Below are 24,567 nucleotides of genomic sequence, written 5' to 3'. Positions count from 1 at the left end.
GGGCGACATGTGACCGACAAGAAGGACGATTATTACCAGCCGTGGCTGCGCGACCCCGCGCCCGTGCCGCCGGCAGACCCGCGTCCGGCGGCCGACGAAGGGCTGGCCAAGCCGCGCGAAACGCCGCCGGTGGGCATCGACCTGTCGCGCTATGCGACCGACGAGGCGCCGGCGCGCAAAACCCCGCGCCAGCCCGTCGTGACGTCGGCGCAGTTGAAAGCCGGTGCGACGGGCGTCTGGCGGACGCTTCGCGATGCTACTGCGGGTTTTGCCGACTGGACCATCCGTGTCGGCGACCGTGCAGACATTCCGGCGCGCGTCGCGGCGCTGGAGATTCCGCGGCGGTCGCGTGCGCTGGCCGCGAAGACCGGCGCCCTGACCGCGCAAGGTGCGCAGGCCGCAGCGCGCGGATCGGCGCGCGCCGGCCGCGCGGCGGCGACCGCGAGCGGCGACGGCTGGCGCAAGCTGGCGCTGGGCGACAAGGTCGCGCGGCTGTCGAGCGAGGCCGGGCGCGGACTGGGCGAGGTTGCCGGCAAGACCCGCGCGGGGATCGGCACCGTTGCCAAGGCGGGAAAAGACGGGATCGGCGAAGCGGCGACCAAGCTGCGCCCGACCCCGCGCGAAGAACCGGGACCACCGGCATCGGGGCTGGACCAATTGCTGGCCCGCGAGGAAGCGGCGGCGCGGCAGTCGGCAGCGCCGGTCGCGCCAGACCTGCCACTGTTCGCAACCGGGGCGGAGACGCTGCCGCCGACCGCGGCGCGCGAACCGGCGGCGCCGGTCACCGACGGCGACGATCGCTCGCCGCTGATCGCTCCCGCTCCTCCGAAGAAGCCCGCCGCGGCCAAGGCGATGGCGGCGCCGCGGCTGCCGCAAGTGCGCGGCGATTCCATCGACGGCCTGTCGCCGCGCCTCGCCTGGGCGGCGCTGGCGGGGATCGTGCTGCTGCTTGCCGCCGCCTTCTGGCTCGGCGGACGCTTCGGCGGCGGGCTCGGCAAGAGCGAGGTCGAAGCGATCGTCGCCGATTACATCAAGGCGAACCCGCAGATCATTCCCGAGGCGATCGAGGCGCAGCGCGACCAGCAGGTCGCGACCGCGATCGACGCGATCCGGCCGGCGCTCGAAAAACCCTATGCCGGGGCGTGGGCTGGCAACGCCGACGGCGACGTCACGCTGGTCGTCTTTACCGATTACGCCTGCGGTTTTTGCCGCGCGAGCGTGCCCGACGTCGACCGGCTGATCCGCGAGGACAAAAGACTGAAGGTCGTGTTCCGCGAACTGCCGATCATCGCCCCGCAGAGCCGCGACGCCGCGCTGATGGCGCTCGCTGCGGCGCGGCAGGGCAAATATGACGCCTTCCATCACGCGATGTTCGCCGCCAGTTCGCTCGGCCCCGACGCGATCGCCGCCGCCGCCGCGCGCGCCGGCGTGGTGACCGACGGCAGCGCCGATGCAACCGCGAACGAAGCCTTGTTCCAGCGCGAGCTCGACAGCAACCTGGCGATCGCGACCCAGTTGCAGCTCAACGCCACCCCGACGTGGATCGTCGGCGACCAGCTGTTCCAGGGCCAGATCGGCTATGACGCGCTGCGCGCTGCGGTCGGCAAGGCGCGGGCAGCGAAAAGCTGAGCGGGCGGCGCGGCATGGCGACCGTCACCCACGACCAGGCGCTCGCCAACGCCCACCAGCTGCTGACCGACCAGCCCGGCGCCGCGCTGGCGCAGGCGCGCGCGATTCTCGAGCGCGTGCCAACCTCGGCGGCGGCACACCGGCTGGCCGCGCACGCGCTGCGCGCGCTGGGCCGCGAGGACGAGGCCGGGGCCGCGTCGCTCGCCGCGGTCGGCGCAGCGATCCACGACCCGGCGATGATCGAGGCGGCGCTGGCGCTTGCCGACGACCGGTTGCCCGACGCCGAAGCAGCGCTGCGCCAGCGGCTGCGCGAGGATGCGACCGACGTCGCGGCGATCCGCATGCTCGCCGAGGTGGCGGGGCGGATCGGCCGCTATGGCGACGCCGAAAAATTGCTGTCGCGCGCGCTCGCCCTAGCGCCGGGTTTCGGCGCCGCGCGCGCCAATCTGGCCACCGTCTATTACAAGCAGAACCGCTTCGCCGAGGCGGCGACGACGCTCGACGCGGTGCTGGCGGGCGATCCCGACAATCCCGCCCACGCCAACCTCAAGGCCGCCGCGCTCGGGCGGATCGGCGGCTATGACGAGGCGATCGCGCTCTACACGACGCTGACCGAACGCTTCCCCGCCCATGCCAAGCTGTGGATGAGCTATGGCCATATGCTCAAGACCGTCGGGCGGCAGGACGACAGCGTCGCCGCCTATCGTCGCGGGCTGGCGGCCGAGCCGGGGCTCGGCGAAATCTGGTGGAGCCTCGCCAATCTGAAGACGATCCGCTTCGACGCTGCCGACCGCGCCGCCATGGCGGCCGCACTGGCGGCGATCGACGACGGCGATGCGGCGCGCGACGACGACCGATTGCACCTCCATTTCGCGCTCGGCAAGGCGTATGACGATGCCGGCGAGGCGGAGGCGTCGTTCGGCCATTATGCCGCGGGCAACGCGATCCGCGCCGAGCAGCTCGGCTACGACGCCGCCGATACCCGCGCCGTGGTCGATGCCGCGATCGCTACCTGCACTCCCGGTTTCTTTGCCGAGCGCGTGGGCCAGGGCGACCCCGCGCCCGACCCGATCTTTATCCTCGGCATGCCGCGCGCCGGATCGACGCTGGTCGAACAGATATTGGCGAGCCATTCGGCGATCGAAGGCACGATGGAGCTGCCCGACATTCCGGCGATCGCGCTCGGCCTGGGGCGCGATGCGCTGGGCGAGGGGCGGCGCTGGGTCGAGGCGCTCGCCGCGGCGGCGCCCGAACAGCTGGCCGACCTCGGCGCGCAATATCTGCGCGACACCGCGGTGCAGCGCAAGACCACCAAGCCCTTCTATATCGACAAGCTGCCCAACAACTGGCTGTACGTGCCGCTGATCCGGATGATCCTGCCGAATGCGCGGATCATCGACGCGCGGCGGCACCCGCTCGATTGCTGCTTTTCGAATTTTCGCCAGCATTTCGCGAAGGGTCAGGCGTTCAGCTATCGCCTGACCGACATGGGCGCCTATTACCGCGACTATGTCCGGCTGATGGCGCACATCGATGCGGTGCAGCCGGGGCGCGTCCATCGCGTGATCCACGAAGCGCTGCTCGCCGACCCCGAGGCCGAGGTGCGGGCGCTGCTGGGTTGGCTCGACCTGCCGTTCGAGGATGCGTGCATGGCGTTTCACGCCAACGCCCGCGCGGTGCGCACCGCGTCGAGCGAGCAGGTGCGCCGCCCGATCAACCGCGACGGGGTCGATCAGTGGCGCCCCTATGCGGCCTGGCTGGGGCCGCTGGAAGACGCGCTGGGGCCGGTGCTGAGCGCCTATCCCGACGCTCCGGCCGACGACGGCTGAGCCGGCGAGCAAATTCGTTGCCTTTGGGCAACAGCCCCCGACATTTTCGACCAGCGACCGGCCCGCCCAGCGAACAATGCTTGCGCTTGTGCTGCACTGCGTCATTCTCGCGTCACAAACCGGTCATTTTGAGGGGGGTCTCATGCGGAATTTATCGAAGGTCGTGGCACGGAGCGGCGGATTGCTGCTCGCCAGCTCGATCCTGTGCACGTCGGGCGCGGCGCTGGCGCAGGCGACCGACACCGAGGACGACAACGACATCGTCGTCACCGCGTCGAAGCGCGAGGAAAACCTGCAGGACGTGCCGCTGGCGATCACCGCGATCGGCAACGAGCGGCTCGACCAGTTGCAGGTCAACGAGTTTCAGGACGTCGTCAAATTTCTCCCTTCGGTGACGATCCAGTCGGCGGCGCCCGGCTTTGCCCAGGTCTATTTCCGCGGCGTCTCGTCGGGCGAGAACGCCAACCATTCGGCGTCGCTGCCGACGGTCGGCACCTATCTCGACGAAATGCCGGTGACGACGATCCAGGGCGCTCTCGACATCCACACCTATGACCTCGCGCGCGTCGAGGCGCTCGCCGGACCGCAGGGGACGCTATACGGCGCCAGCTCGATGGCCGGGACGCTCAAGCTGGTCACCAACAAGCCCGACACCAGCGGCACCTATGGCCAGGTCGGGTTGCAGCTCAACAGCGTCGCGCACGGCGGCGTCGGCGGGATCGCCGAAGGTTTCGTCAACGCCGCGCTGAGCGAGCGCGCGGCGCTGCGCCTGGTCGGCTGGTATCGCCGCGACGCGGGTTATATCGACAATATCGCGGGTAGCCGCACCTATGCCTCGTCGGGAATCACGCAAAGCAACGCCGATCTGGTCGAAAAGGATTACAACGGCGTCGACACCTATGGCGCCCGCCTGGCGCTGGGGATCGAACTCGACGATGACTGGACGATCCGCCCGCTGGTGATGGGGCAGGTGCAGAAATCGAACGGCAGCTTTGCGCAGGAGCGCTCGACGTCGGTCACCAGCGACCTGCAGACGGTGCAATATAATCCCGAAAGCGCCAAGGATCAGTGGATCCAGGCGGCGCTGACGATCGAGGGCAAGCTGGGCAACTGGGACCTGACCGTGACCGGCGGCCATTTGCGGCGCAAGACCGAGACGGAGAGCGACTATTCGGACTACGCCTATTTTTACGACGCGATCGCCGGTTACGGCACCTATTTCTATGACAATGACGGCGATCTGGTCAGCCCCAACCAATATATCCAGGGCAAGGATCGCTATCGCCGCAACTTCTTCGAAGCGCGGGTCGCATCGCCCGCCGATGCCCGCATCCGCTTCATCGGCGGCCTGTTCTACCAGCGGCAAAGCCACAATATCGAACAGAATTACATCATCGACAATATCGCCGACGCGATCACGGTGACCGGGACCGACAGCAACATCTGGCTGACCCAGCAAAAGCGCGTCGATCGCGACTATGCCGCGTTCGGCGAGCTGTCGTTCGATATCACCGACAAGCTGACGCTGACCGGCGGCGGCCGCGTCTATAAATTCGACAACAGCCTGATCGGCTTTTTCGGCTTTTCGTCGGGGTACAGCAGCCGCACCGGCGAAGCCGCCTGCTTCGCCCCCGCTGCACTTCCCAACAGTCCGTGCACCAACCTCGACGAGCGGACCAAGGACAGCGACTTCATCCACAAGCTGAACCTGACCTACAAGATCAGCGACGATGCGCTGGTCTATGGCACCTGGTCGCGCGGTTTTCGGCCCGGCGGGATCAACCGCCGTGGCGGTTTGGCGCCATACGGCCCCGATACGCTCGACAATTACGAGTTCGGGTGGAAGACCAGCTTCGGTCCGATCCGCTTCAACGGCGCCATCTATCAGGAGGACTGGAACGGCATCCAGCTGTCCTTCCTCGGCCCCAACGGCCTGACCGAAATTCGCAACGCCGGGGTCGCGCGGATCCGCGGCGTCGAAATGGATTTCGGCTATCGGCTGGACGGTTTTTCGATCAACGCCGGTTTCAGTTACAATGACGCCGAAATTCGCGAGGATTTCTGCCGTATTGCCAATGCGACCTTCGATTGCGCGCTGCCGGGGACCGACGGATCGGCGAACGCACCGCTCGCACCGGCGGGAACCGCGCTGCCCGTCACCCCCAAGTTCAAGGGCAATATCGTCGCGCGCTACGAATTCCCGCTGATGGGCAACGAGGGGCATTTCCAGCTCGCCGCAAACCATGTCGGCAAGCGGCGGAGCGACCTGCGCATCCAGGAAAATGGCATCAAGGGCCAGTTCGCATCCTATTCGACCGTCGACATGAGTTTCGGCATCACCGCCGACAGCTGGCGCGCCGAAATATTCGCGACCAACCTGTTCGACAGCAACGGCGTGATCAATTCGGGCGTCCAGTGCGTCGAGACCGTGTGCGGCGATTTCGGCGGCGATACCGCCACCGGCGGCGTCTTTTACGACACGGTCATCCGGCCGCGGCTGATCGGGGTCAAGGTGGCGAAGGATTTCTGATCGGGTGACGGACAGCGTGACCAACACCGAAAGGCCGGGCCAAAAGCTCGGCCTTTTGATGTGCATCGCGTTGGTCATGGGCAATATGATCGGGTCGGGGGTGTTCCTTCTCCCGACCGATCTCGCGCCGCTCGGATGGAATGCCGCGCTCGGCTGGACGGTGACGATCACCGGAACCTTGTGCCTGGCGCTGGTTTTCGCGCGCCTTGCGCGCCATTTGCCGGGTGGGTGCGGAGCCTATACCTATGCCGCCGAGGCTTTTGGACCCGCCACGGGTTTCATCGTTGCCTGGAGCTTCTGGATCAGCTGCTGGGTGACCAACGCCACGCTCGCGGTGGCCGCAGTCCGCAACCTCGCCATCATCTATCCGTCGCTGAACAATGGCGGATCGACGGCAGCCCTGATCGCCATTGCCTTCGTCTGGCTGTTCACGCTCGTGAACCTGCTTGGCGTCCGCAAGGCCGGCGGGGTGCAGGTGATTACACTGGCGCTGAAACTGCTGCTGCTGCTTGGCGCCATCTTCATCGGCCTCTGGTGGCTGACGGCGGGCGCCGAACCACTGCCGTCGATGCAGGATGCCCAGCCGATCAGCGTCGCCGGGATCGGCCAGGCGGCGACCTTGACGCTGTTCGCGCTGCTCGGCTTCGAAAGCGCGCTGGCGGCAGGCGACCGGGTCGCCGACCCCGAACGCACCGTGCCGCGCGCGACGACGATCGGCATGATCGCGACGGGCCTGCTCTATCTGGCAGCCTGCACCGCCGTGACGATGCTGGTCCCGCTGGATGTCGTCGCCGGGTCGATCGCGCCCTTCCCGACCTTTTTCACCTATTTCATCGGCCCTGAAGCCGGGGCGGCCGCGGCCGTGCTGGCGGCCATCGCCGCGCTTGGCGCCCTCAACGGCTTCGTCCTGCTGGCCGGCGAGCTGCCGCGCGATCTGGCGCGCCGCGGACTGATCGCGCCTAGTTTCGGCGCCGAGAACCGGAACGGGGTGCCGCATTGGAGCCTGCTGCTGTCCGCGCTGCTGGCGACGCTGATCGTCTACGCCAACTACAGCCGCGGGCTGGCCGAACTGTTCAATTTCATGATGTTGGTGACGACATCGACGACGATCATTTTTTATCTGGTCGGCGCGCTGGCCGCGCTGAAGTTCCGCCACGCCGGGCGCAACGCGATGTCACCGGGTTTCATCGTGCTGACGCTGGCGGGGATCGTCTATGTCTGCTGGGCCTTTTACGGCGCCGGGATCGAGCCGACGCTGTACAGCCTGGCCATGACCATTGCCGGCCTGCCGCTATACCTTCTCGCGCGCCGATCAGCGCCAGCGCGGCGCGAACAGGCCCCGGTCGCGTAGGACGACCTGCGCCGCATTGTGCCCCGGCGCGCCGGTGACGCCGCCGCCGGGATGGGTGCCGGCGCCGCACATATAGAGGCCCTTCAGCGGCCCGCGATAGGCGCCGTTGCCGAGCACCGGGCGCGCCGACCACAGCTGGTCGAGGCTCATATTGCCGTGCATGATGTCGCCGCCGACCAGCCCGAATTTGCGTTCGAGCCCCTTGGGGCTGAGGATCTGGCGCCCGACGATCGAGGCGCGGAAACCGGGGGCGTGCGCTTCGACGGTATCGATGATGCAGTCGGCGGCCTTGTCTTCCTCGGCGTCCCAATCGCGTCCGTCGGGCAGCTCGGGCGCAAATTGCTGGCAGAACAGGCTGGCGACATGCTGGCCCGGGGGGGCGAGGCTGTCGTCGACGGTCGAGGGGATCAGCATTTCGACGATCGGCGCTTTCGACCAGCCATATCGCTTCGCATCGAGGAACGCCCGGTCCATATAGTCGAGCGTCGGGGCGAGGATGATCCCCGACTGGTGATGTTCGCCGGGTTCGGGAAGGCAGGTGAAGCGCGGCAGGTCGCTGAGCGCGACATTCATCCGGAAGGTGCCGCTGCCCGCCTTGAACGCCTTGATCCGGCGGCGGAATTCGGGCGCGATATCGCCTTCGTCGAACAACCGTTCGTAGAGCAGTTTCGGCCCGACATTGGCGATGACGCGAGCGGCGGCGATTTCCTCGCCGCCGGCCAGCTTGACCCCGACCGCCTTGCCGCCGTCGACGAGTACCCGCGCGACGGGGCTTTCGAGGCTGATCTCGACCCCCAGCTGGGTGCAGACCTTGGCCATCATCTGGGTGATCGCGCCCATGCCGCCGATGCTGTGGCCCCACGCGCCCTTCTTGCCGTTCACTTCGCCGAACACGTGATGGAGGAGGACGTAAGCGCTGCCGGGCGTATCGGGGCTGGCGTAATTGCCGACGACGGCGTCGAAGCCGAAGGCCGCCTTCACCGCTTCGCTTTCGAACCAGCTGTCGAGGAAGGTGCGTGCCGATTTGGTGAACAATTCGAGCACATCGCGCTGCTGCGACAGGCTCAATTTGGTCAGCCCCCGCCCCTGTCGCGCCGCGTCGACCAAAGTCTTGAAGCCGTCGCCGACATTGGGCGGCGACTTCAATGCAAGGTCGCGCAGCACATCGGCCACCCCCTCGAGCATGTCGTAATATTCGGGCAGGCGCGCCGCGTCGTGGGCGGAGAAGCGGGCAAATTCCTTTTGGGTGCGTTCGAGCCCGCCGCCGAGTTTCAGATAGCCGCCATCTTCCTGCGGCAGGAAATTGCTGATCGGCCGCTCGATGACGCGATAGCCATGCTCGGCGAGCTTCATGTCGGCGATGACCTTGGGCTGGAGCAGGCTGACGGTGTAGCTCGCGACCGAATTGCGGAAACCCGGCGCAAATTCCTCAGTCACCGCGGCGCCGCCGACGACGTCGCGCGCCTCGACGATGCGGACCTTCAGCCCCGCCTTGGCGAGATAGAAGGCGCAAACGAGGCCGTTGTGGCCGGCGCCGATAATCAGGGCGTCATAGGTTTTGGTCATGAAAATTCTTTCGCAAGCGGGGATTCGACATGTTGGCGGCCGAAGCCGAGGCCAAGAATACGGCCTGGAATGCGGCGGAGCAGCGGGATACGGTCGAGCAAGCGGATCGCGAGCGGCACGCGGCTGATCTGTCCGCGCAGCATCGGTTCGATGACGCGCCGGTGCGCGAACCGTTGCAGCGCCTGCATCCGCACCGTCGGCGTCCAGCGGCGCTCCTGCACGTGATGGAGCAGTGGGTCGGGATCGGCGCCCGTCGCGAGCGGCGCGGCGAGGATGTTCGCGGCGGCGACAGCATCCTGCACCGCCAGATTGATCCCGACCCCGCCGACCGGCGACATCGCATGCGCCGCATCCCCTATCGCGAGCAGGCCCGGGCGCGACCAGCGCGTCAGGCGGTCGAGCGCGACGGTGAGCAATTTAACATCGTCGAAGCTGGCGATCGCGTCGATGCCCGCAGCGAGGCCGGGGACGAGCGCGGTGACATCGTCGCGGAAGGCGCCGATCCCGCGCGCTTCGATCGCCGGGAAGCCGCCCTTTTCAATGATCCGCGCGCATTGCCAGTAATCGCCGCGCGGGATGGCGACGACCATGCCGCGCGTGGCGATGGTGCCGAGCGGCACGTCGGTCGGGGCGTCGGCGGGCATCGGGATGCGGAACCACAGCACGTCCATGGGCGCGCCAAGATCTTCGAGCGGCAGGTCGGCGGCGTCGCGCAGCACCGAGCGGCGGCCGTCGGCGGCGATCACGAGGCGCGCAGTCAATGTTTCGCCCGTGGTCAGCGTCACGCCGTTCACGCGGCCCGCGGCGTCGAATGTCGGCGCGGCGGCTTCGGTCGACATGCGCAGGTCGAAGATCGGATAGGCCTTTCCCTGCCGTGCGATGAAATCGAGCAGGTCCCATTGCGGCATCATCGCGACATAGGGCGCGGCGACGGGGAGGCTTTTGAGCGATGCGATCGTATAGCGCCCGCCGAGCAGGTCGAGCGTCATCGTATCGACCTTCGCATGCGGCAGGTTCAGCAGTTCATCGAGCAGCCCGATGTCGTGGAACAGTTCGAGCGTCGAGGGGTGGACGGTGTCGCCGCGAAAATCGCGCAGGAAATCGGCGTGCTTCTCGAGGATGGTGACCGGCACCCCGGCGCGCGCGAAGAGCAGGCCCGCGACCATGCCGGCGGGGCCGCCGCCGACGATGATGATGGGTAGATCAGCCATACCATTCCCCGTTCGCATTGCACTGCCGATGGGCATCTCGACTTCGCTCGATGCGAACGGGATCATGATTCTCACGCCCGGCCCCAGCCCGGCGCCGGCGCCTGTTTCGATCGCGCCTCGGGAATCAGATCGCGCATCCGCGCACAGAAATGCTTGAGGCACACTTCCTTGTCGCTGAGCGGGCCCATGGTGAAGCTTTGCGACGCCATGCCCTGCTGGACGCGGGTGATCAGCAGCGTGTCCTCGGCATTGACCTGGCGGTTGATGCGCCAGTTGAGGTAGCGGGCCGCCTTCATCTCGCGGCGCGCATCGGGCAGGACGTAGCTGATTTCGCGGATCAGGCAGCTGGTGGGGCCGGTCGGCAGCCACTGCATGAAATCTACCTGGTCGGGGTAGATATCAAAGGCGACGTTGGGCCACAGTTTGAAATAGAGCCAGTGGCGCTGCTTGTCGGCTGGCAGGTGCGGGACCGGCGGCAACAGCCGCTGGTACATCCGCTCGGACCAGTTTGCCGACGGCCGGTCGATCAGATCGCCCCACATGCGGTCGACATGCGTCGTCGCCTCGACGCCATAGCTTTTGCCGAACAGCCGGGTCAGGCCGGGGTGCGCGACGGCGATGTGGAGGCCGTCGGAATAATTGTCGCCGACATTTTTCCAGTTCACCTCGCGCGGGCGCAGCGTAACGCGGCCGAGCGCGCCGAGTTCTTCGAACCGGTAGGGGGCAACCTGTTCCTCATAGGGCGCCATCATAGCCGCGACCGAGGGGCCGCCGTCGTCGGTGAGGCGGACGAACCAGAAGCCGCGCCATTGTTCGAGCCCGACCGGGACGAGCCCCGCCCTGCCCCGGTCGAGCGTCGGATAGCTGGCACTATCGGGCACACCGGTCAGCCGGCCGTCGAGGTCGTAGGTCCAGGCGTGATAGGGGCAGACGAGCTTTTTCGCGCAGCCCGCGGCGCCATCGACGAGACGCGAACCGCGGTGGCGGCAGACGTTGGTGAAGGCACGGACGGTGCGATCCGCGCCGCGCACGACGATGACGCTTTCGCCGATATAGTCGATGCTGTGCCAGTCTCCCGCGGTCGGGATATCGCTGTCGTGGCAGACGATTTGCCAGCTGGGGCGGAAAATACGCTCATTCTCGGCGGCGTGAAAGTCGGGGTCGCTGTACGTCCAGGCGGGGAGGCTCCAGCCGTCCTGCGGGTCGATATTCGATGTGCTTGCGGGCGCGGTTGCCATGAGTCGATCCTTGTTATACAGATGTATAACAACATGCAGCCCGTCCGCCAAGCCTTTACCCGCGAAAGCGCCGATGCCCGCCGCGCCGCCCTGATCGAGGCAACCGCAGCGTGCCTGGCGGAGGTTGGCATGGCGGGCACGAACGTCCGGGCGATCTGCGCGCGCGCCGGGGTGTCGCCGGGGCTTTTGCGCCATTATTTCGCGGGCATCGACGATCTGGTGGCGGCGACATACGCCGCGACGAGCGACCGCATGGACGCGATCTTTGCCGCGGCGGTGGCGGGCGCAGGCGCCGATCCGCGCGCGCGGCTGTCGGCCTATCTGACCGCGAGCTTCCGCCCGCCGGTGACCGACCCCGAGTTGCTGGGGGCATGGACGGCGTTCTGGGCGCTGGCGCGCAGCGACGCGCGGATGGCGGCGATTCATGCGGACAGTTACGCGGGTTACCGCGCCCGGCTGGGCGAGTTGCTCACCGCCTGTGGCACCGCCGATGCCGACCGGCTGGCGATCCTGCTCACCGCGATGGTCGACGGATTGTGGCTGGAACTGTCGCTGGACGCGGCAAGTTTCGGCGCCGAGGCGGCGGTGGCGATGGTCGAGCGGGCGGTTGGCGCTTTGGTTTAGCTGTACCCCGCGAAGGCAGGGGCCCATCTCCGGACGTGGAGAGTTAAACCAGCCGCGTCCGTAAACCGAAAGAACCGGAGATGGGCCCCTGCCTTCGCAGGGGCACGGGGTCTCCCATTACATTCTACTTCGACAAATCGCGCAGCAGGCTGTCCCAATGCGCGAGCGCGGGGGCGATCGCCGCCACAGGGACGCGCTCGTTGAGACCGTGCGCGAAGCTGTCGCTGGCTTTCGAGAACAGCCCGGCGACGCCGTAGCTCGGCACGCCCTGGATGCGGAAATGATAGCTGTCGGTCGCGCCGGCGCTCATCGACGGGATGATCGGCAGGCCGGGGGCGCGGGCGTGGACCGCCCTGGTCACCGCCGCCATGACGTCGGGGCGCAGCGGCGAGGCGTCGCTGGCGCTGGCGTCGGGATCGGGGTTCACCTTGACCGCGGGGTCGGCGATCACGCGCTCGAGCTCGGCGCGCACGGTTTCGACGGGGACGCCGGGAAAGATGCGGCAGTTGATATTCGCGGTGGCACGCTGGGGCAGCGCATTTTCGGCGTGGCCGCCCTTCACCAGCGTCGGCACGCAGGTGGTGCCGATCTGGCCGACATATTCGGGGTCGGCGCGAATCTTGGCGATCGCGGCTTCATCCTCCGGGTTGGCGGCGAACGCCTTGAGCGCGGCGCCCATATTGCCGCCGACCTGATCGGCGACGATCGGCATGCCGACCTTGGTCAGTTCGTTCTGCTGCGCCGCGAATGTATAGGCGCCGACCTTGGCAAGCGCGTTCGACAGCTGGACGATCGCGTTGACCGGCGACGGGCGCGAGCTGTGGCCGCCGGGGTTGGTGACCTCGAGGGTGAAGTCGGCATAGGTTTTTTCGCCCGCCTGCAGCCCGTAATATTGCGGCTGGCCGTCCTCGCCGATGGTCCCGCCGCCGCCGTCGCCGTTGAGCGCGAATTCGGCGCCCTTATATTTCGCCGCGAGCGCGCGCGTCGTCAGCATCTGCGTTTCCTCGTCGCCCGACAGCAGCAGGATGATCGAGCGATTGGGTTTGAAACCGTCCTTCTTGAGCTGCGCCATCGTCGCGACCATCATCGCGACGTCGAACTTGTTATCCTCGGACCCGCGCCCGAAAATATAGCCGTTCTCCTCGACCGGCACGAACGGGTCGCGCGTCCAGTCCTTCGCGTCGGCCTCGACGACGTCCATATGGCCGAGCAGCACGATCGGTTTTTTCTGCGTCGTCCCGGCCAACGTCGCGGCGAAGGTCGCGGTTTCGCCCATCGGGGTGATTTCGATATCGGCGTCGGCAAAGCCCGCTGCTTTGAGCACCCCGGCGTAATAGGCCGCGAGTTCGGGCATCTTGCCGCGCCCCTCGACGGTCGGGATCGCGATGCTGTCCTTCAATATCTGCTTCGCGGCCTCGGCGTCGGCGGGCTTGGCGTGGACGGGTGCGGCGGCGAGCAGGGCGGCAGCGAGGGCGAGCGGGGCGGTAAGGGTGCGCATAGCTGGGACTATGGCGGGTCGGCGGCGCGGCACAAGAGGGGACGAAGACATGCGCGCTTTTGATATGGGCCGGCAGCGCGGCAGTTGGCGACCGGTAGCGTACATAATCTCCCCTCCCGCTTGCGGGAGGGGTCAGGGGTGGGCAGCGACGGTGCGATGGCCCACCCCGCTGCGACTAGCGAGCAAGCTCGCAAGTCTCGCTGCCCCTCCCGCAGGCGGGAGGGGAGATCGCCTCTCCGATGGTATGACGGCTCCCCACCCCAAGCCGCCTTCACTCAACGCCGTGCGGCGAAAAAATCCCGCAGCAGCGCCGCCGCCTCCCCCGCCCCGATCCCGTCGTAAACTTCGGGCCGGTGGTGCACCGTCGGTTGCGCGAAAACGCGCGGGCCGTGGACCACGGCGCCGCCCTTCGGATCGTCGGCGCCGTAGTAAAGCCGCGCGATGCGTGCGTGGGCGATCGCGCCGGCGCACATCGCGCAGGGCTCGAGGGTGACGTAGAGGTCGCAGCCGTCGAGGCGGTCGTTGCCGAGCGCGGCGGCGGCGGCGCGAATCGCGACGATTTCGGCGTGGGCGGTCGGATCGTGCGATTCGCGCGGGCGATTATGGCCTGCGCCGATTATCGTGCCAGCCTTGACGACGACCGCCCCGACCGGCACTTCGCCCGCGTCCGCGGCGGCTTTGGCGAGGTTCAGCGCGGCGCGCATCGGTTCGGGGAGCGGAAACTGCGGCATCGCTTTTCCCGCTAGTCGCTTGACGAATCTGCGGCAAGCCGATAAGCGCGCGCCTTTCCCGGCTCACTCCGGTGCCATGGTTCCCGTTTTGCGGGACGCGCCCGGACGCCGAACCGATATTTTTTGAACGAGGACAGATATCATGTCGCGCATCTGCGAACTGACCGGCAAGGGTCGTATGGTCGGCAACAATGTCAGCCACGCCAACAACAAGACCAAGCGCACCTTCCTGCCCAACCTGCAGAATGTGACGTTGCTGTCGGACGCGCTCGGCAAGGGCATCAAGCTGCGCGTGTCGACCCACGGCCTGCGCTCGGTCGAGCATAATGGCGGTCTCGACAACTGGCTGGTCAAGGCCGGCGACGAGCAGCTGTCGGCTGCGGCGCGCAAGGTGAAGAAGGAAGTGACGAAGAAGCTGGCCGAAAAGGCCGCCTGATCCGTCTTCCTCTTTGATAAGCGACAAGGCCGCCGGTGCTACCGCGCGGCCTTTTTGCTGTCCGATCGGCGCGGCGGCAGGTTGGTCAGTTCGAACTGCACCAGCAGGCTGCGCTGCCAAGTGTTGAAATTGTCGTCGGAGACGAGCCAGAGAAACAGGCGCCCGTCCTCCATCGCGACCGCGGCGCCTTCGTAATTTTCGGCGAGCGGGCGCGGGACGCGGCCGATCGTCTGCGCGCGCACCACGGCGCCGGCGGCGATGTCGGCGGGATCGACGACCGCAAGCTCGGTGGTGAACAGCGGATTTAGGCCGAGGCGGCGGTGGATGAGCAGCACGCGCCCGTCGGGCAGCGCCGCGGCGTCGCTGACCTGCCCCCTGCCCGCCGAATCATACAGGAAACGCTGCGGTGGCGGCCCCGACGCGGTGGGATCGCCGGCAAAGAGCAGCGCTTCGCGCCCGCGCGGGTCGTCGTCGGCATCCTCCGAAAAGACGATCGTGCGGCCGTCGGCGAGCCGTGCCATCGCCTCGGCGCCGCGATTGGCGGGCCAGGTCTGCGCGCCGGGCATGCGGCGCCGCGCCTCGATATGTGTCATCGCCGCGTCGAGGCGCCAGACCTGGTCGATCCCCTCGAGCGCGATCCAGCTTTTGCCGCTCGCCGGATCGACCGCCATCGCCTCGGCGTCGATCATCGCCTTGCGGCGCGGCTGGCCGTCGGGGGTCGGCAGCGGCGCGACACGTACGTCGGACACCGTGCCGTCGTCAGCCAGCGTCAGCCGCGTCCAATAGCCATTGTCACCGACCAGCTGAAAGCGACCGGGTCCGAGCCGGGCGAGGCCCGAGAAGCCGCCGAAGCGGGTGTGCGGGCTGACCAGCCGCCAGCCGCGCACGAAACGCAGCGGCCCCGCCGTGGCGCCGGGATGGAGCAGCGGCCGCGCCGCGACGCGCTGCGTGAAATCTTCGCCGGGGACGCGTTGCCAGGTACCGGGGACCGGCCCGATCGCGAGGAAAATCAAGGCAGCGAGGAGGGGACGGCGCATCGCGGGGCGATAGGCCGGGTGGCGCACGCGGCGCAAGCGCGAACCGCCGCGAAGCTGAACGGCAGCCGACAGCCGCGTTCAGGCTTCGCTCAATGCGAATCGGGCAGAACATCCTCATCGACCCAGCCCAGAAGGGCCGAAGACGAAAGAAGGAGAACGACGATGAAAAAGATGGTGACCCTCTCGATCGCCGCCCTGATGTCCACCGCGACGCTGGGCATGGCAACCCCCGCCGCCGCGCAGAACGGCTATTACAACAACAACGGCTATTCGGCTTATCAGGTCCGCAACGATCGCTACGAGCGTCGTTACGACCGCCGCGCCGACCGCCGCGAGTATCGCCAGGACCGTCGCTATAACCAGCGTCAGTATAACCAGCGCAATTATCGCCAGTGCGACAACGGCACCGGCGGCACGATCATCGGCGCGATCGCCGGTGGCCTGGCCGGCCACGAAATCGCCGGCCGCGGTGACCGCACCGTCGGCACGATCATCGGCGGCGCTGTCGGCGCGATCGCCGGCCGTGCCATCGACAAGGGGAATGACGGCTGCCGCTAAGGCCAGACCCGACCTCCAATAAATTATCCCACCTCCGCCCCCGTCCGGCCTTTGCGCCGGGCGGGGTTTTCTTTTGGACCCGATGCGGCGGCACAGCCGCCGACGCTGGCCATGCGGCCCGCCGCGTCCTAGGAGGGCGGCGCACGGTCCGGCGATTCAGGCCGGCAATTCAGGTGACAGCATGGCCCGTAAACATCCGAAACATGGTCCCTATGAAGAGCCCCATCGCGAGGAGGAGGCGCCGGCGGCAGCCCCGCCCTGCTGGCTGTGCGGACGGCCCACCGGCCAGACCATCGTGTGGCACCACCCCGTGCCCAAGAGCCGCGGTGGGCGCGATGTCGTGCCGATGCACCCGGTTTGCCAGAAAATGCTGATCACCAGTTTCACCAACAGCGAATTGCAGCGTCACGGGATGGATGTCGAAGGCCTGCTTGCCGACCCCGCGGTGCGCAAATTCGTCGACTGGGTGGCGAACAAGGATCCCGACTTCACCGCGACGATGGCGAAGAAGCAACGCTGAGCGGGCGGTTGATTGGTTTGGGCTAAAAAAAGCCGCCGCGCCCGGCCCGCCAATCGCGTCGCCACGCGGGGCGGGGTTGCCATCGGTTCGTCGCAGGCCTAATCTCGATCCCAAGTGCACGTCCGGTTTTCGGGCGCGTGAGAAACAGGTATGTATAGCCATGCGGCAAATGGCAGCGCCCCAGGGGCGGTCGCCGCGGCCCGGGGCGGCAGCGGCGAGTGATCGCAAACCGGCGGGACCGACTCCGCGACCGACGCCTTTCACGCGGCCCAAAAGCTATGCCGCGATCGACCTTGGCACCAACAATTGCCGGCTATTGATCGCCCGCCCGCAAAATGGCGAACTCGTCGTCATAGATGCCTTTTCGCGCATCGTGCGGCTGGGCGAAGGGCTGCACGCCAGCGGCAAGATCGGCCAGGCAGCGATGGACCGCACCGTCGCGGCGCTGTCGATCTGCGCCGACAAGCTGCGCCGCCGCCACGTCTCGCTGTCGCGCGCCGTCGCCACCGAAGCGTGCCGACGCGCGTCAAATGGCGCCGAACTCGCCGAGCGGGTGCGGCGCGAGACCGGCATCGTCCTCGACATCATTTCGGCCGCCGAAGAAGCCCGGCTCGCGGTCCTCGGCTGCCACAATCTGATCGAGCCCGGTGACGGGCCGGCGCTGATCTTCGACATCGGCGGCGGATCGACCGAGCTGATGCACGTCGAGGTGTCCGACCACGACGTCACCATCCGCGACTGGATCAGCGTGCCGTGGGGGGTGGTGTCGCTGACCGAACATGCGCCGCTGCCCGAGGACAATCTGGAAGCGCGCCAGGCCTGCTACGCACATATGCGCGCGGTGACCCGCGATGCCTTTGCCGCCTTTGCCGGGCGCGCCGAGCGCTTTGCCGGACAACCGCTGCGCCTGCTCGGCACCAGCGGCACGGTGACGACGCTGGCCAGCGTGTTCCTCGACCTGCCCCGCTATGACCGGCGCGCGGTCGACGGACTGGTGGTGCCCGCCGACGCGATGCGCGACATCAGCCGCCGGCTGGCCGAGGCGAGCATCGCGGCGCGGTCGGAGATCGCGTGCATCGGCCGCGAGCGCGCCGACCTGGTCGTCGCCGGCTGCGCGATCCTGGAAAGCATCATCGACCTGTGGCCCGCGGCGCGGGTCGGGGTCGCCGACCGCGGCATTCGCGAAGGCATCTTGCGGACGCTGGCGATGCAGGGCCGCGACGTGCCGGTGACCCGCCGCGAGTATCGCAAATGAGCGGCGGAAGCGGCAAAGGCGGCGCCGGTTCGAGCGGCCGCGGCGGGCTGCACGTGCGGGTCAAGACCGCGCGCAAGCGTACCGCGTCGTCAACGCGCTGGCTGCAACGCCAGCTCAACGATCCCTATGTCCGCCGCGCGCAGGCCGAGGGCTATCGCTCGCGCGCCGCATACAAGCTGATCGAACTCGACGAGAAATTTGCCTTCGTCAAAAAGGCGCGCGCCGTGGTCGATCTGGGGATTACCCCCGGCGGCTGGTCGCAGGTGGTGCGCAAGACCAACCCGCGCGCGCGCGTCGCGGGCATCGACCTGCTCGCGTGCGAGCCGATCGAGGGGGTTGCGATCCTCGAGATGGATTTCATGGACGACGCCGCCCCCGACGCGCTGATCGAGGCGCTGGGCAGCGCCCCCGACCTGGTGATTTCGGACATGGCGGCGAACACTGTCGGCCACCCGCAAACCGACCATCTGCGCACCATCGGGCTGGCCGAGACCGCCGCGGATTTCGCGGTCCAGACGCTGCAGCCCGGCGGCGCGTTCGTCGCCAAGGTGTTCGCCGGCGGCGCCGATCGCGAACTGCTGACCCTGCTCAAGCGCCATTTCACCACCGTCAAGCACGCCAAGCCGCCCGCGAGCCGCAAGGGATCGCCCGAGCTATATGTCGTCGCGCAGGGGTTCAAGGGGCGTAGCGCGGACGAATGATACCGCTGGCCGGACAATAAAAGGCGCCGGACCAGCTGGTCGCGGCGCCTTTTTTTGGCGACGCCCGCCCCTTGCGGAGCGGGCGCGGCCGGGTCACTTCTGCAAGCGGATCGCGATGAAGGCCGACGGCCCGCCGCGGCGCAGGATTTCGAGCAGCACCGCGTCGCGCCCCGCCGCCTTGGCGTCGGTGAGGATCTTGGCGAGCGCATCGCTCGTCGCCACCGGGGTGCGGTTGGCGCTGAGGATCACGTCGCCGCGGCGCAGGCCCTTGCGCCCTGCGTCGCTGTTCGCGCCCGCGGCGCCGATCACCAGCCCCTTGGTCGTCGTCTCGACCCCGATCGCGCGCGCGATGTCGGGGGTGAGCACCTGCACCGCGAGGCCGAGGTTGTCCTGGATCGCCTTGTCGGCGGCGCCGCTCGGATCCTCGGGGACCGCCTGTTCCTCTTCGGGATCGAAGTTCGATCCGGTGAGCTCGCTTTCGGGCGGGCGCGTGCCGACGACAGCCTGGATCGTCATCGTCTTGCCGTCGCGGACGATTTCCAGCGGGATGCGGGTGCCGGGCTTGGTGTTCGCGACGATGTAGGACAGCGTCTGCTGCGGGGTGACGTCCTTGCCATTGACCTTGGTCACCACGTCGCCGCGCTTCAGCCCGGCCTTCTCGCCGGCCTGATCGGGTTCGACGCGCTGGATGAATTCGCCGCGATCCTTGGGCAGGCCGAGCGCGGCGGCGAAATCTTCGGTCACCGGCGCGATACCGATGCCGAGATAGCCGCGCTGGACCGTCTCGCCGGCGCGCAACGCGTCGATCACCGGGATCGCCGCATCGGCCGGAATGGCGAAATTGACGCCGATGTTGGCGCCGACCGGCGAGATCAGCATGTTGTTGATGCCGACGACATTGCCTTCGAGGTCGAACAGCGGACCGCCCGAGTTGCCGCGGTTGATCGCGGTATCGGTCTGGATATAGCGGTCATAGGCGCCGCCCTGGCCGATGTTGCGCTGGACCGCCGAGATGATGCCCGCGGTCACCGTCGAGCCGAGGCCGAGCGGGTTGCCGATCGCGATCACCCAGTCGCCGACGCGCGCCGTGCTGCCGTCGGCGAAGCGCACGAACGGCAGGCCGGTCGCCTCGATCTTGAGCAGCGCGAGATCCGACGCGGCGTCGCGGCCAACGATCTTGGCGCGATATTCCTTCTGGTTGGTCAGCGTCACCGTGACCTCGCTCACCTCTTCCCCGCGCGGGCCGCCGGAGATGACGTGGTTGTTGGTAACGATATAGCCGTCGGCCGAGATCAGGAAGCCCGAGCCGCCGCCCTGCTGTTCCTGGGTGATCGGTTCACGCGTCCCGGCGAAGGGATTGAGCCGGACGCCAAGCGTGACCTCCTGCTTGGTCGAGATGTTGACCACCGCGGGCTGGAGCTGTTCGACGAGGTCGGCAAAGCTTTCAGGCGCGCCCGAGCGCGGGACGACCTTGGCGATTTCGCTCTTTTCATTCTGCGCGACCTGCGCGCCGACGGGAGACTGGGTGACCAGCGCCAGCGCCGTGCCACCCGCCAGCAGTGCCGAAGTGATGCCATATACATAACGCACGATCGAAATTCCTTTTCACTTACGAAAAATTCACGGCCCCGGCGGCTGCTGTCTGCGTGGGCGCGGCTGAACGACGATTGAACATGAACAAGGGTTGCATCGCTCGTTCATGCGCCGTCCGGCCGCGGCGATCAGTTGCCGCGGAACCGGCGCAGATATTCATTCTCGGGCGACAGGATGATCGACGTCCCGCCCTGGTTGTTTTCGCCCAGGAAGGTCTGCCGATAGCTTTGCATCGCGCGGTAGAAGTCATAGAATTCGGGATCCTTGCCGAAGCTGGCCGCATAGATGCGCGCCGCCTCGCCGTCGGCGTTACCGCGAATGATCTGCGCTTCCTTGTCGCCCTCGGCGCGGATCGTGATCGCTTCCTGCTCGCGCGCGGTGCGCATGCGGTTGTAGGCGGCCTCGAGCGTCGCGCCTTCGGGCAGGTCGGCGCGTTTGATCCGCACGTCGATGACTTCGGCGCCATATTTCTGCGCCTCGCGGTTGAGCGCGACCTGGATATTGTCCATCACCGCGCCGCGCTCGGGCGACAGCAGGGTCGCGAAGGTGCGCTTGCCCAGCTCGTTGCGCAGCGACGAGCCGAGGATCGTCGACAGCTGTTGCTGCAAACGCTCCTCGGTGCGGATCGCGGTGTACATGCGCACCGGATTGGTGATGCGGAAGCGCGCGAAGGCATCGACCTGCAGCCGCTGCTGATCGGTCGACAGGACCTGCTGGCGTTCCATGTTGATGCCGAGGACGCGTTTGTCGATCAGTTGCAATCCGTCGGTGAAGGGTACGCGGACGAGCAGGCCCGCCCCCGATTCGCCGAACTGTTCGCCGGGCCGATAGATATTTTTGGTGCCCTCGATCTCACCGAAGCGCAGGACGAGCGCCTGCTTGTCCTCGGGGACGATGGCGAGCGTCTGCGACAGGATGAACAGGACGACGAGAACGCCGATGAGCAGCCGCATCGGACTCTTTACCAGACCTTCGAACATCACTGGCCTCCCTTCGTCGCGGCTTCGGGCGCGGCGGGCGCCCGGCGCTGGACTTCGCTGAGCGGCAGATAGGTCGTCACGCCGCTCGGCTCGACGATCGTCTTGTCGACATTGGACAGCACATTTTCCATCGTTTCATAATAAAGGCGCTGGCGCGTCACTTCGGGCGCGAGCCGGTATTGCGCATAAATCTGTTCGAACGCCGAGGTGTCGCCGCGGGCGCGTTCGAGCACCTGTTGTTCGTAGGCGCGGGCGCGGTTGATCGACGATTCGCGCTGCTGGCGCGCCGCGGTGACTTCCTTGAACGCCTCGTCGACCTGGCTCGGCGGATCGGCCTGGCGGATCGCGATGCCCTGGATCGACACCCCGGCGCGATACTGGTCGAGCAACGCCTGCATCCGCTGTTGCACCTGCGCCTCGATCTCGACGCGCCCCGGACCGATCGCCTGGACAAGGTCGAAATTGGCGACCGTCGCGCGCATCGCGCTTTCACCGACTTCGCGGATCGTGCCTTCGGGATCGGCGAGCTGGAAAAAGAAGAGTTCGGGGTCGCGCACCGACCAGCGCACTTCATAGGCGAGATCGACGAGGCTCTGGTCGCGGGTCAGGACGAAATTCTCGTCGGTCGCATTGGGCGATCCGATCGCCATCGTGCGGATCGCGCGGACGTCTTCGAGCCGCACCCGCTCGATCGGGGCGGGGAAGGTCCATTTGATGCCGGGTCCGACGGTGCGCGCATAGCTGCCGAGGCGGGTGACGACGCCTTCCTTTTCGGGCGGCACGATGTGGAAGGACGAAAAGGCGAGCCAGGCGACAACGAGCCCGAGCACGCCCCATTTCCAGAAGCGCGCCGAATCGGCGAGGTCGAACCCGCCGCCGCCACCGCCACCCGAGCCGCCGCCGCCAAAGCCGCCGCGCCCCTTGCGGAGCAGTTCGTCGAGCGCCGACGGGCCGCGCGGCGCGCGGCCGCGCCCGGTATCGGCGGGATCGGGGGTGACCCACGGGTTGCGCGGACCGGGCTTTTGCCCGTTGCCGCCGCTGCCACCCTTGTCGTCCTTGGGACCGCTGCCCCACGGGCTGTTTGCCATCAGGCTGACCGCCTTGAAAAATTGCCGCAATCCCCGGGGGGTGCGGCGTCCCATGCTGCCGTCGATTTTGTCGTTCATAACGCTTTTATAGGGTCGGCGCGGGCGATTAACAGGGGGGCAAGCGAAAATGGCTGGCTTTCGCCCGCGCCATGCCTATCTCCCGCAGCGATGACCGACACCGCCCCCCTCGCCAGCATCGCCACCGACCTCAGCGGCGGCCGCACCTCGGGCCTGCGCTTCCTCGACGATCAGGGCACGCTTGCGATCGTCCTCGACGTCACCGGGCTCGCCGAAGACGACCGCAAACCGCTCGAAGACAAGCTGCGCGCCGGGCTGCTCGCACGGCCCGGGGTCGCCGCGGTGCGGGTGGCGATGACCGCCGAGAAGCGCGTGATGACGATCGTCGCGGTCGGCAGCGGCAAAGGCGGGGTCGGCAAATCGACGCTCGCCGCCAACCTTGCGGTCGCGCTCCACCGGCTGGGCGTGAAGGTTGGGCTGGTCGACGCCGATATCTATGGGCCTTCGCAGCCGCGGCTGATGGACAGCGAGGATGTGAAACCCGAATCGCAAGGATCGAAGCTGGTTCCAGTGCCCAACGCCTATGGCGTGCCGATGCTGTCGACCGGACAGATCGCGGCGCCGGGGCAGGCGATCGCATGGCGCGGCCCGATGGCGGGCAAGGCGCTGGAACAGCTTATCGACGCGCGCTGGGGCGCCATCGACACGCTGGTCGTCGACCTGCCACCCGGCACCGGCGACGTCCAGCTGACGATGATCCAGCGCCACAAGCCGGCGGGCGCGGTGATCGTGTCGACCCCGCAGGACCTGGCGCTGATGGACGCGACGCGCGCGATCAGCCTGTTCGAACAGGCCGAGGTGCCGATCATCGGGCTGGTCGAAAATATGGCAGGCTACGCCTGTCCGCATTGCGGCGAGATCAGCGACCCGTTCGGCAGCGGCGGCGCCGAGGCGGCGGCGAAGGTGATGGGGCTCGATTTCCTCGGCCGCGTCCCGCTGTCGATGGGCATCCGCCTCGCCAGCGACGGCGGGGTGCCGCCCGCCGCCGGAACCGACCCCGCCGGCGAACCGTTCCACGCGATAGCGGCGAAGGTCGCCGACTGGCTGCACGCCCGCAACAAGGAAAGCTGACCATGGCGATCAACGACGAAGCCGAAATTCGGGACCTGCTCGGCACCCCGCGCCGCATCGCGGTGGTCGGCGCCTCGCCCAACCCGGCGCGCGCCTCGAACGGCGTGCTCGCCTTCCTGATCGCGCAGGGCCATGACGTGATCGCCGTCAACCCCGGTCATGCCGGCAAGACGATCCATGGTGCCCCCGTCGTCGCCACCCTTGCCGATGTCGAGCCCGCCGCCGAGATCGTCGATATTTTTCGCAACAGCGACGAAGCCGGCGCCGCGATCGACGAAGCGATCGTCCATGGCGCGAAGGCGGTGTGGATGCAGATCGGGGTGATCGACGAAGCCGCCGCGGCGCGCGCCGACGCCGCGGGGCTGGTGGTGGTGATGGACCGCTGTCCCAAGGTCGAGATTCCGCGGCTGGGGCTGCTGCGTTGAAGGCCGCGCTGACGCTGGTCGCCGCGGTGACGCTCGCGGGCTGCGCCGCGACGCCGGTCCCCCCCGACCCGCAGGCCGACCCGCAGGGCGCCTTTTTTGCCGCGCTCACCGCGCGCTGCGGCCAGGCCTATGCCGGCGAGATGGTCAGCGACCAGCCTGCCGATGCCGAGATGCGCGGCAAGCCGATGGTCATGCACGTCCGCACCTGCACCGCCGACCGCATCGAAATCCCCTTTCACATCGAAACCGCTCCCGGCGACTGGGACCGCTCGCGCACCTGGATCGTCAGCCGCACCGCGGGCGGCCTGCGCCTGAAGCACGATCACCGCCACAAGGACGGCGAGGCGGACAAGGTCACGCTGTACGGTGGCGACACCGCCGACGCCGGCACCGCGACGCGGCAGAGCTTTCCGGTCGACGCCGAATCGATCGCGATGTTCCGCGCCAACGACCTTGCCGCCTCGACGACGAACGTCTGGGCGATCGAGGCGACGCCGCTCGGCTTTACCTATGAACTGACTCGCGCGGGGCGCGATTTCCGCGTCGCCTTTGCCTGGGACCGCCCGGTCAGCGAGCCGCCCGCGCCCTGGGGCTGGTAACCGAAAGCCTTTGCCTCGC

General features: G+C 67.7%; 22 protein-coding genes. 13 read left to right on the top strand and 9 right to left on the bottom strand.

Going from position 1 to position 24,567, the window contains the following annotated elements:
- The first annotated feature begins 9 nt into the window (after window positions 1-9).
- The 4 genes from HEQ22_RS17700 (at window position 10) to HEQ22_RS17685 (ending at window position 7,339) form a co-directional block, all read left to right on the top strand.
- Complete coding sequence (locus HEQ22_RS17700) at window positions 10-1,629, top strand: thioredoxin domain-containing protein (protein ID WP_432769142.1); 1,620 nt, start codon at window positions 10-12, stop codon at window positions 1,627-1,629.
- Between the two features lie 14 nt (window positions 1,630-1,643).
- Window positions 1,644-3,458 (top strand): sulfotransferase, encoded by a 1,815-nt coding sequence (locus HEQ22_RS17695; RefSeq protein ID WP_432769141.1) that lies wholly within the window; start codon window positions 1,644-1,646, stop codon window positions 3,456-3,458.
- Between the two features lie 142 nt (window positions 3,459-3,600).
- Window positions 3,601-5,988 carry a TonB-dependent receptor gene (locus HEQ22_RS17690; protein ID WP_432769140.1) on the top strand — a complete coding sequence of 796 codons (2,388 nt, stop codon included), beginning with the start codon at window positions 3,601-3,603 and terminating at the stop codon, window positions 5,986-5,988.
- A gap of 4 nt (window positions 5,989-5,992) precedes the next feature.
- On the top strand, window positions 5,993-7,339 hold the full coding sequence (locus HEQ22_RS17685; RefSeq protein ID WP_432769139.1) for an APC family permease: 1,347 nt from the start codon (window positions 5,993-5,995) through the stop codon (window positions 7,337-7,339).
- Here the strand turns inward: HEQ22_RS17685 and HEQ22_RS17680 are convergent.
- The 3 genes from HEQ22_RS17680 to HEQ22_RS17670 form a co-directional block, all read right to left on the bottom strand.
- Entirely contained in the window at window positions 7,301-8,905 is a 1,605-nt protein-coding gene (locus HEQ22_RS17680) for a phytoene desaturase family protein (RefSeq protein WP_432769138.1), read from the bottom strand. The genes HEQ22_RS17685 and HEQ22_RS17680 overlap by 39 nt on opposite strands.
- Window positions 8,902-10,116: an FAD-dependent oxidoreductase gene (locus HEQ22_RS17675; RefSeq protein ID WP_432769137.1), complete on the bottom strand. Its 1,215-nt coding sequence runs from the start codon at window positions 10,114-10,116 to the stop codon at window positions 8,902-8,904. The genes HEQ22_RS17680 and HEQ22_RS17675 overlap by 4 nt, the downstream gene beginning before the upstream one ends.
- Window positions 10,117-10,187: 71 nt before the next feature.
- The gene (locus HEQ22_RS17670; RefSeq protein WP_432769136.1) at window positions 10,188-11,354 is read right to left on the bottom strand and encodes an aromatic ring-hydroxylating oxygenase subunit alpha; all 1,167 of its coding nucleotides are present in this window, start codon (window positions 11,352-11,354) and stop codon (window positions 10,188-10,190) included.
- A gap of 33 nt (window positions 11,355-11,387) precedes the next feature.
- Here HEQ22_RS17670 and HEQ22_RS17665 point away from each other — a divergent pair, with 33 nt between their 5' ends.
- Window positions 11,388-11,978: a TetR/AcrR family transcriptional regulator gene (locus HEQ22_RS17665; RefSeq protein WP_432769135.1), complete on the top strand. Its 591-nt coding sequence runs from the start codon at window positions 11,388-11,390 to the stop codon at window positions 11,976-11,978.
- 124 nt (window positions 11,979-12,102) lie between these two features.
- Here HEQ22_RS17665 and HEQ22_RS17660 read toward each other — a convergent pair whose 3' ends face one another.
- Window positions 12,103-13,476 (bottom strand): M20/M25/M40 family metallo-hydrolase, encoded by a 1,374-nt coding sequence (locus HEQ22_RS17660; protein ID WP_432769134.1) that lies wholly within the window; start codon window positions 13,474-13,476, stop codon window positions 12,103-12,105.
- A 275-nt stretch (window positions 13,477-13,751) separates the two neighbouring features.
- Window positions 13,752-14,207 (bottom strand): tRNA adenosine(34) deaminase TadA, encoded by a 456-nt coding sequence (gene tadA / locus HEQ22_RS17655; RefSeq protein ID WP_432769133.1) that lies wholly within the window; start codon window positions 14,205-14,207, stop codon window positions 13,752-13,754.
- Window positions 14,208-14,349: 142 nt separating this feature from the next.
- On the opposite strand from tadA, the gene rpmB reads away from it, so the two are divergent.
- The gene (gene rpmB / locus HEQ22_RS17650) at window positions 14,350-14,643 is read left to right on the top strand and encodes a 50S ribosomal protein L28 (protein ID WP_432769132.1); all 294 of its coding nucleotides are present in this window, start codon (window positions 14,350-14,352) and stop codon (window positions 14,641-14,643) included.
- Between the two features lie 38 nt (window positions 14,644-14,681).
- Here the strand turns inward: rpmB and HEQ22_RS17645 are convergent, their stop codons facing one another.
- Complete coding sequence (locus HEQ22_RS17645) at window positions 14,682-15,680, bottom strand: esterase-like activity of phytase family protein (RefSeq protein ID WP_432769131.1); 999 nt, start codon at window positions 15,678-15,680, stop codon at window positions 14,682-14,684.
- A 162-nt stretch (window positions 15,681-15,842) separates the two neighbouring features.
- On the opposite strand from HEQ22_RS17645, the gene HEQ22_RS17640 reads away from it, so the two are divergent.
- From HEQ22_RS17640 to HEQ22_RS17625, 4 genes are all read left to right on the top strand, one after another.
- Window positions 15,843-16,238 (top strand): glycine zipper 2TM domain-containing protein, encoded by a 396-nt coding sequence (locus HEQ22_RS17640; RefSeq protein ID WP_432769130.1) that lies wholly within the window; start codon window positions 15,843-15,845, stop codon window positions 16,236-16,238.
- Window positions 16,239-16,419: 181 nt separating this feature from the next.
- The gene (locus tag HEQ22_RS17635) at window positions 16,420-16,758 is read left to right on the top strand and encodes a hypothetical protein (protein WP_432769129.1); all 339 of its coding nucleotides are present in this window, start codon (window positions 16,420-16,422) and stop codon (window positions 16,756-16,758) included.
- Between the two features lie 160 nt (window positions 16,759-16,918).
- Window positions 16,919-18,013: a Ppx/GppA family phosphatase gene (locus tag HEQ22_RS17630; RefSeq protein WP_432769128.1), complete on the top strand. Its 1,095-nt coding sequence runs from the start codon at window positions 16,919-16,921 to the stop codon at window positions 18,011-18,013.
- A complete protein-coding gene (locus tag HEQ22_RS17625; protein ID WP_432769127.1) occupies window positions 18,010-18,714 on the top strand; it encodes an RlmE family RNA methyltransferase in 705 nt (234 codons plus the stop codon). Before HEQ22_RS17630 ends, HEQ22_RS17625 begins: the two co-directional genes overlap by 4 nt.
- A 93-nt stretch (window positions 18,715-18,807) precedes the next feature.
- Here the strand turns inward: HEQ22_RS17625 and HEQ22_RS17620 are convergent, their stop codons facing one another.
- From HEQ22_RS17620 to hflK, 3 genes are all read right to left on the bottom strand, one after another.
- Window positions 18,808-20,304 (bottom strand): trypsin-like peptidase domain-containing protein, encoded by a 1,497-nt coding sequence (locus HEQ22_RS17620; protein WP_432769126.1) that lies wholly within the window; start codon window positions 20,302-20,304, stop codon window positions 18,808-18,810.
- Window positions 20,305-20,435: 131 nt separating this feature from the next.
- Window positions 20,436-21,287 carry a protease modulator HflC gene (gene hflC / locus HEQ22_RS17615; RefSeq protein ID WP_432769125.1) on the bottom strand — a complete coding sequence of 284 codons (852 nt, stop codon included), beginning with the start codon at window positions 21,285-21,287 and terminating at the stop codon, window positions 20,436-20,438.
- On the bottom strand, window positions 21,287-22,453 hold the full coding sequence (gene hflK / locus HEQ22_RS17610) for a protease modulator HflK (RefSeq protein WP_432769124.1): 1,167 nt from the start codon (window positions 22,451-22,453) through the stop codon (window positions 21,287-21,289). Before hflK ends, hflC begins: the two co-directional genes overlap by 1 nt.
- A gap of 90 nt (window positions 22,454-22,543) precedes the next feature.
- Between hflK and HEQ22_RS17605 the strand changes: the two genes are divergently transcribed.
- The 3 genes from HEQ22_RS17605 to HEQ22_RS17595 are packed head-to-tail and all read left to right on the top strand — an operon-like array spanning window position 22,544 to window position 24,548.
- The gene (locus HEQ22_RS17605; protein WP_432769123.1) at window positions 22,544-23,524 is read left to right on the top strand and encodes an Mrp/NBP35 family ATP-binding protein; all 981 of its coding nucleotides are present in this window, start codon (window positions 22,544-22,546) and stop codon (window positions 23,522-23,524) included.
- 2 nt (window positions 23,525-23,526) lie between these two features.
- The gene (locus HEQ22_RS17600) at window positions 23,527-23,949 is read left to right on the top strand and encodes a CoA-binding protein (RefSeq protein ID WP_432769122.1); all 423 of its coding nucleotides are present in this window, start codon (window positions 23,527-23,529) and stop codon (window positions 23,947-23,949) included.
- Window positions 23,946-24,548, top strand: coding sequence for a hypothetical protein (locus HEQ22_RS17595; RefSeq protein WP_432769121.1), 603 nt, complete (start codon window positions 23,946-23,948; stop codon window positions 24,546-24,548). Before HEQ22_RS17600 ends, HEQ22_RS17595 begins: the two co-directional genes overlap by 4 nt.
- Window positions 24,549-24,567 lie beyond the last annotated feature (19 nt).

This window comes from Sphingopyxis sp. (assembly GCF_050916055.1).
Lineage (GTDB): Bacteria > Pseudomonadota > Alphaproteobacteria > Sphingomonadales > Sphingomonadaceae > Sphingopyxis.
The sequence above is the reverse complement of the archived record's forward strand: the minus strand, read 5'-3'. Positions and strand labels throughout refer to the sequence as shown.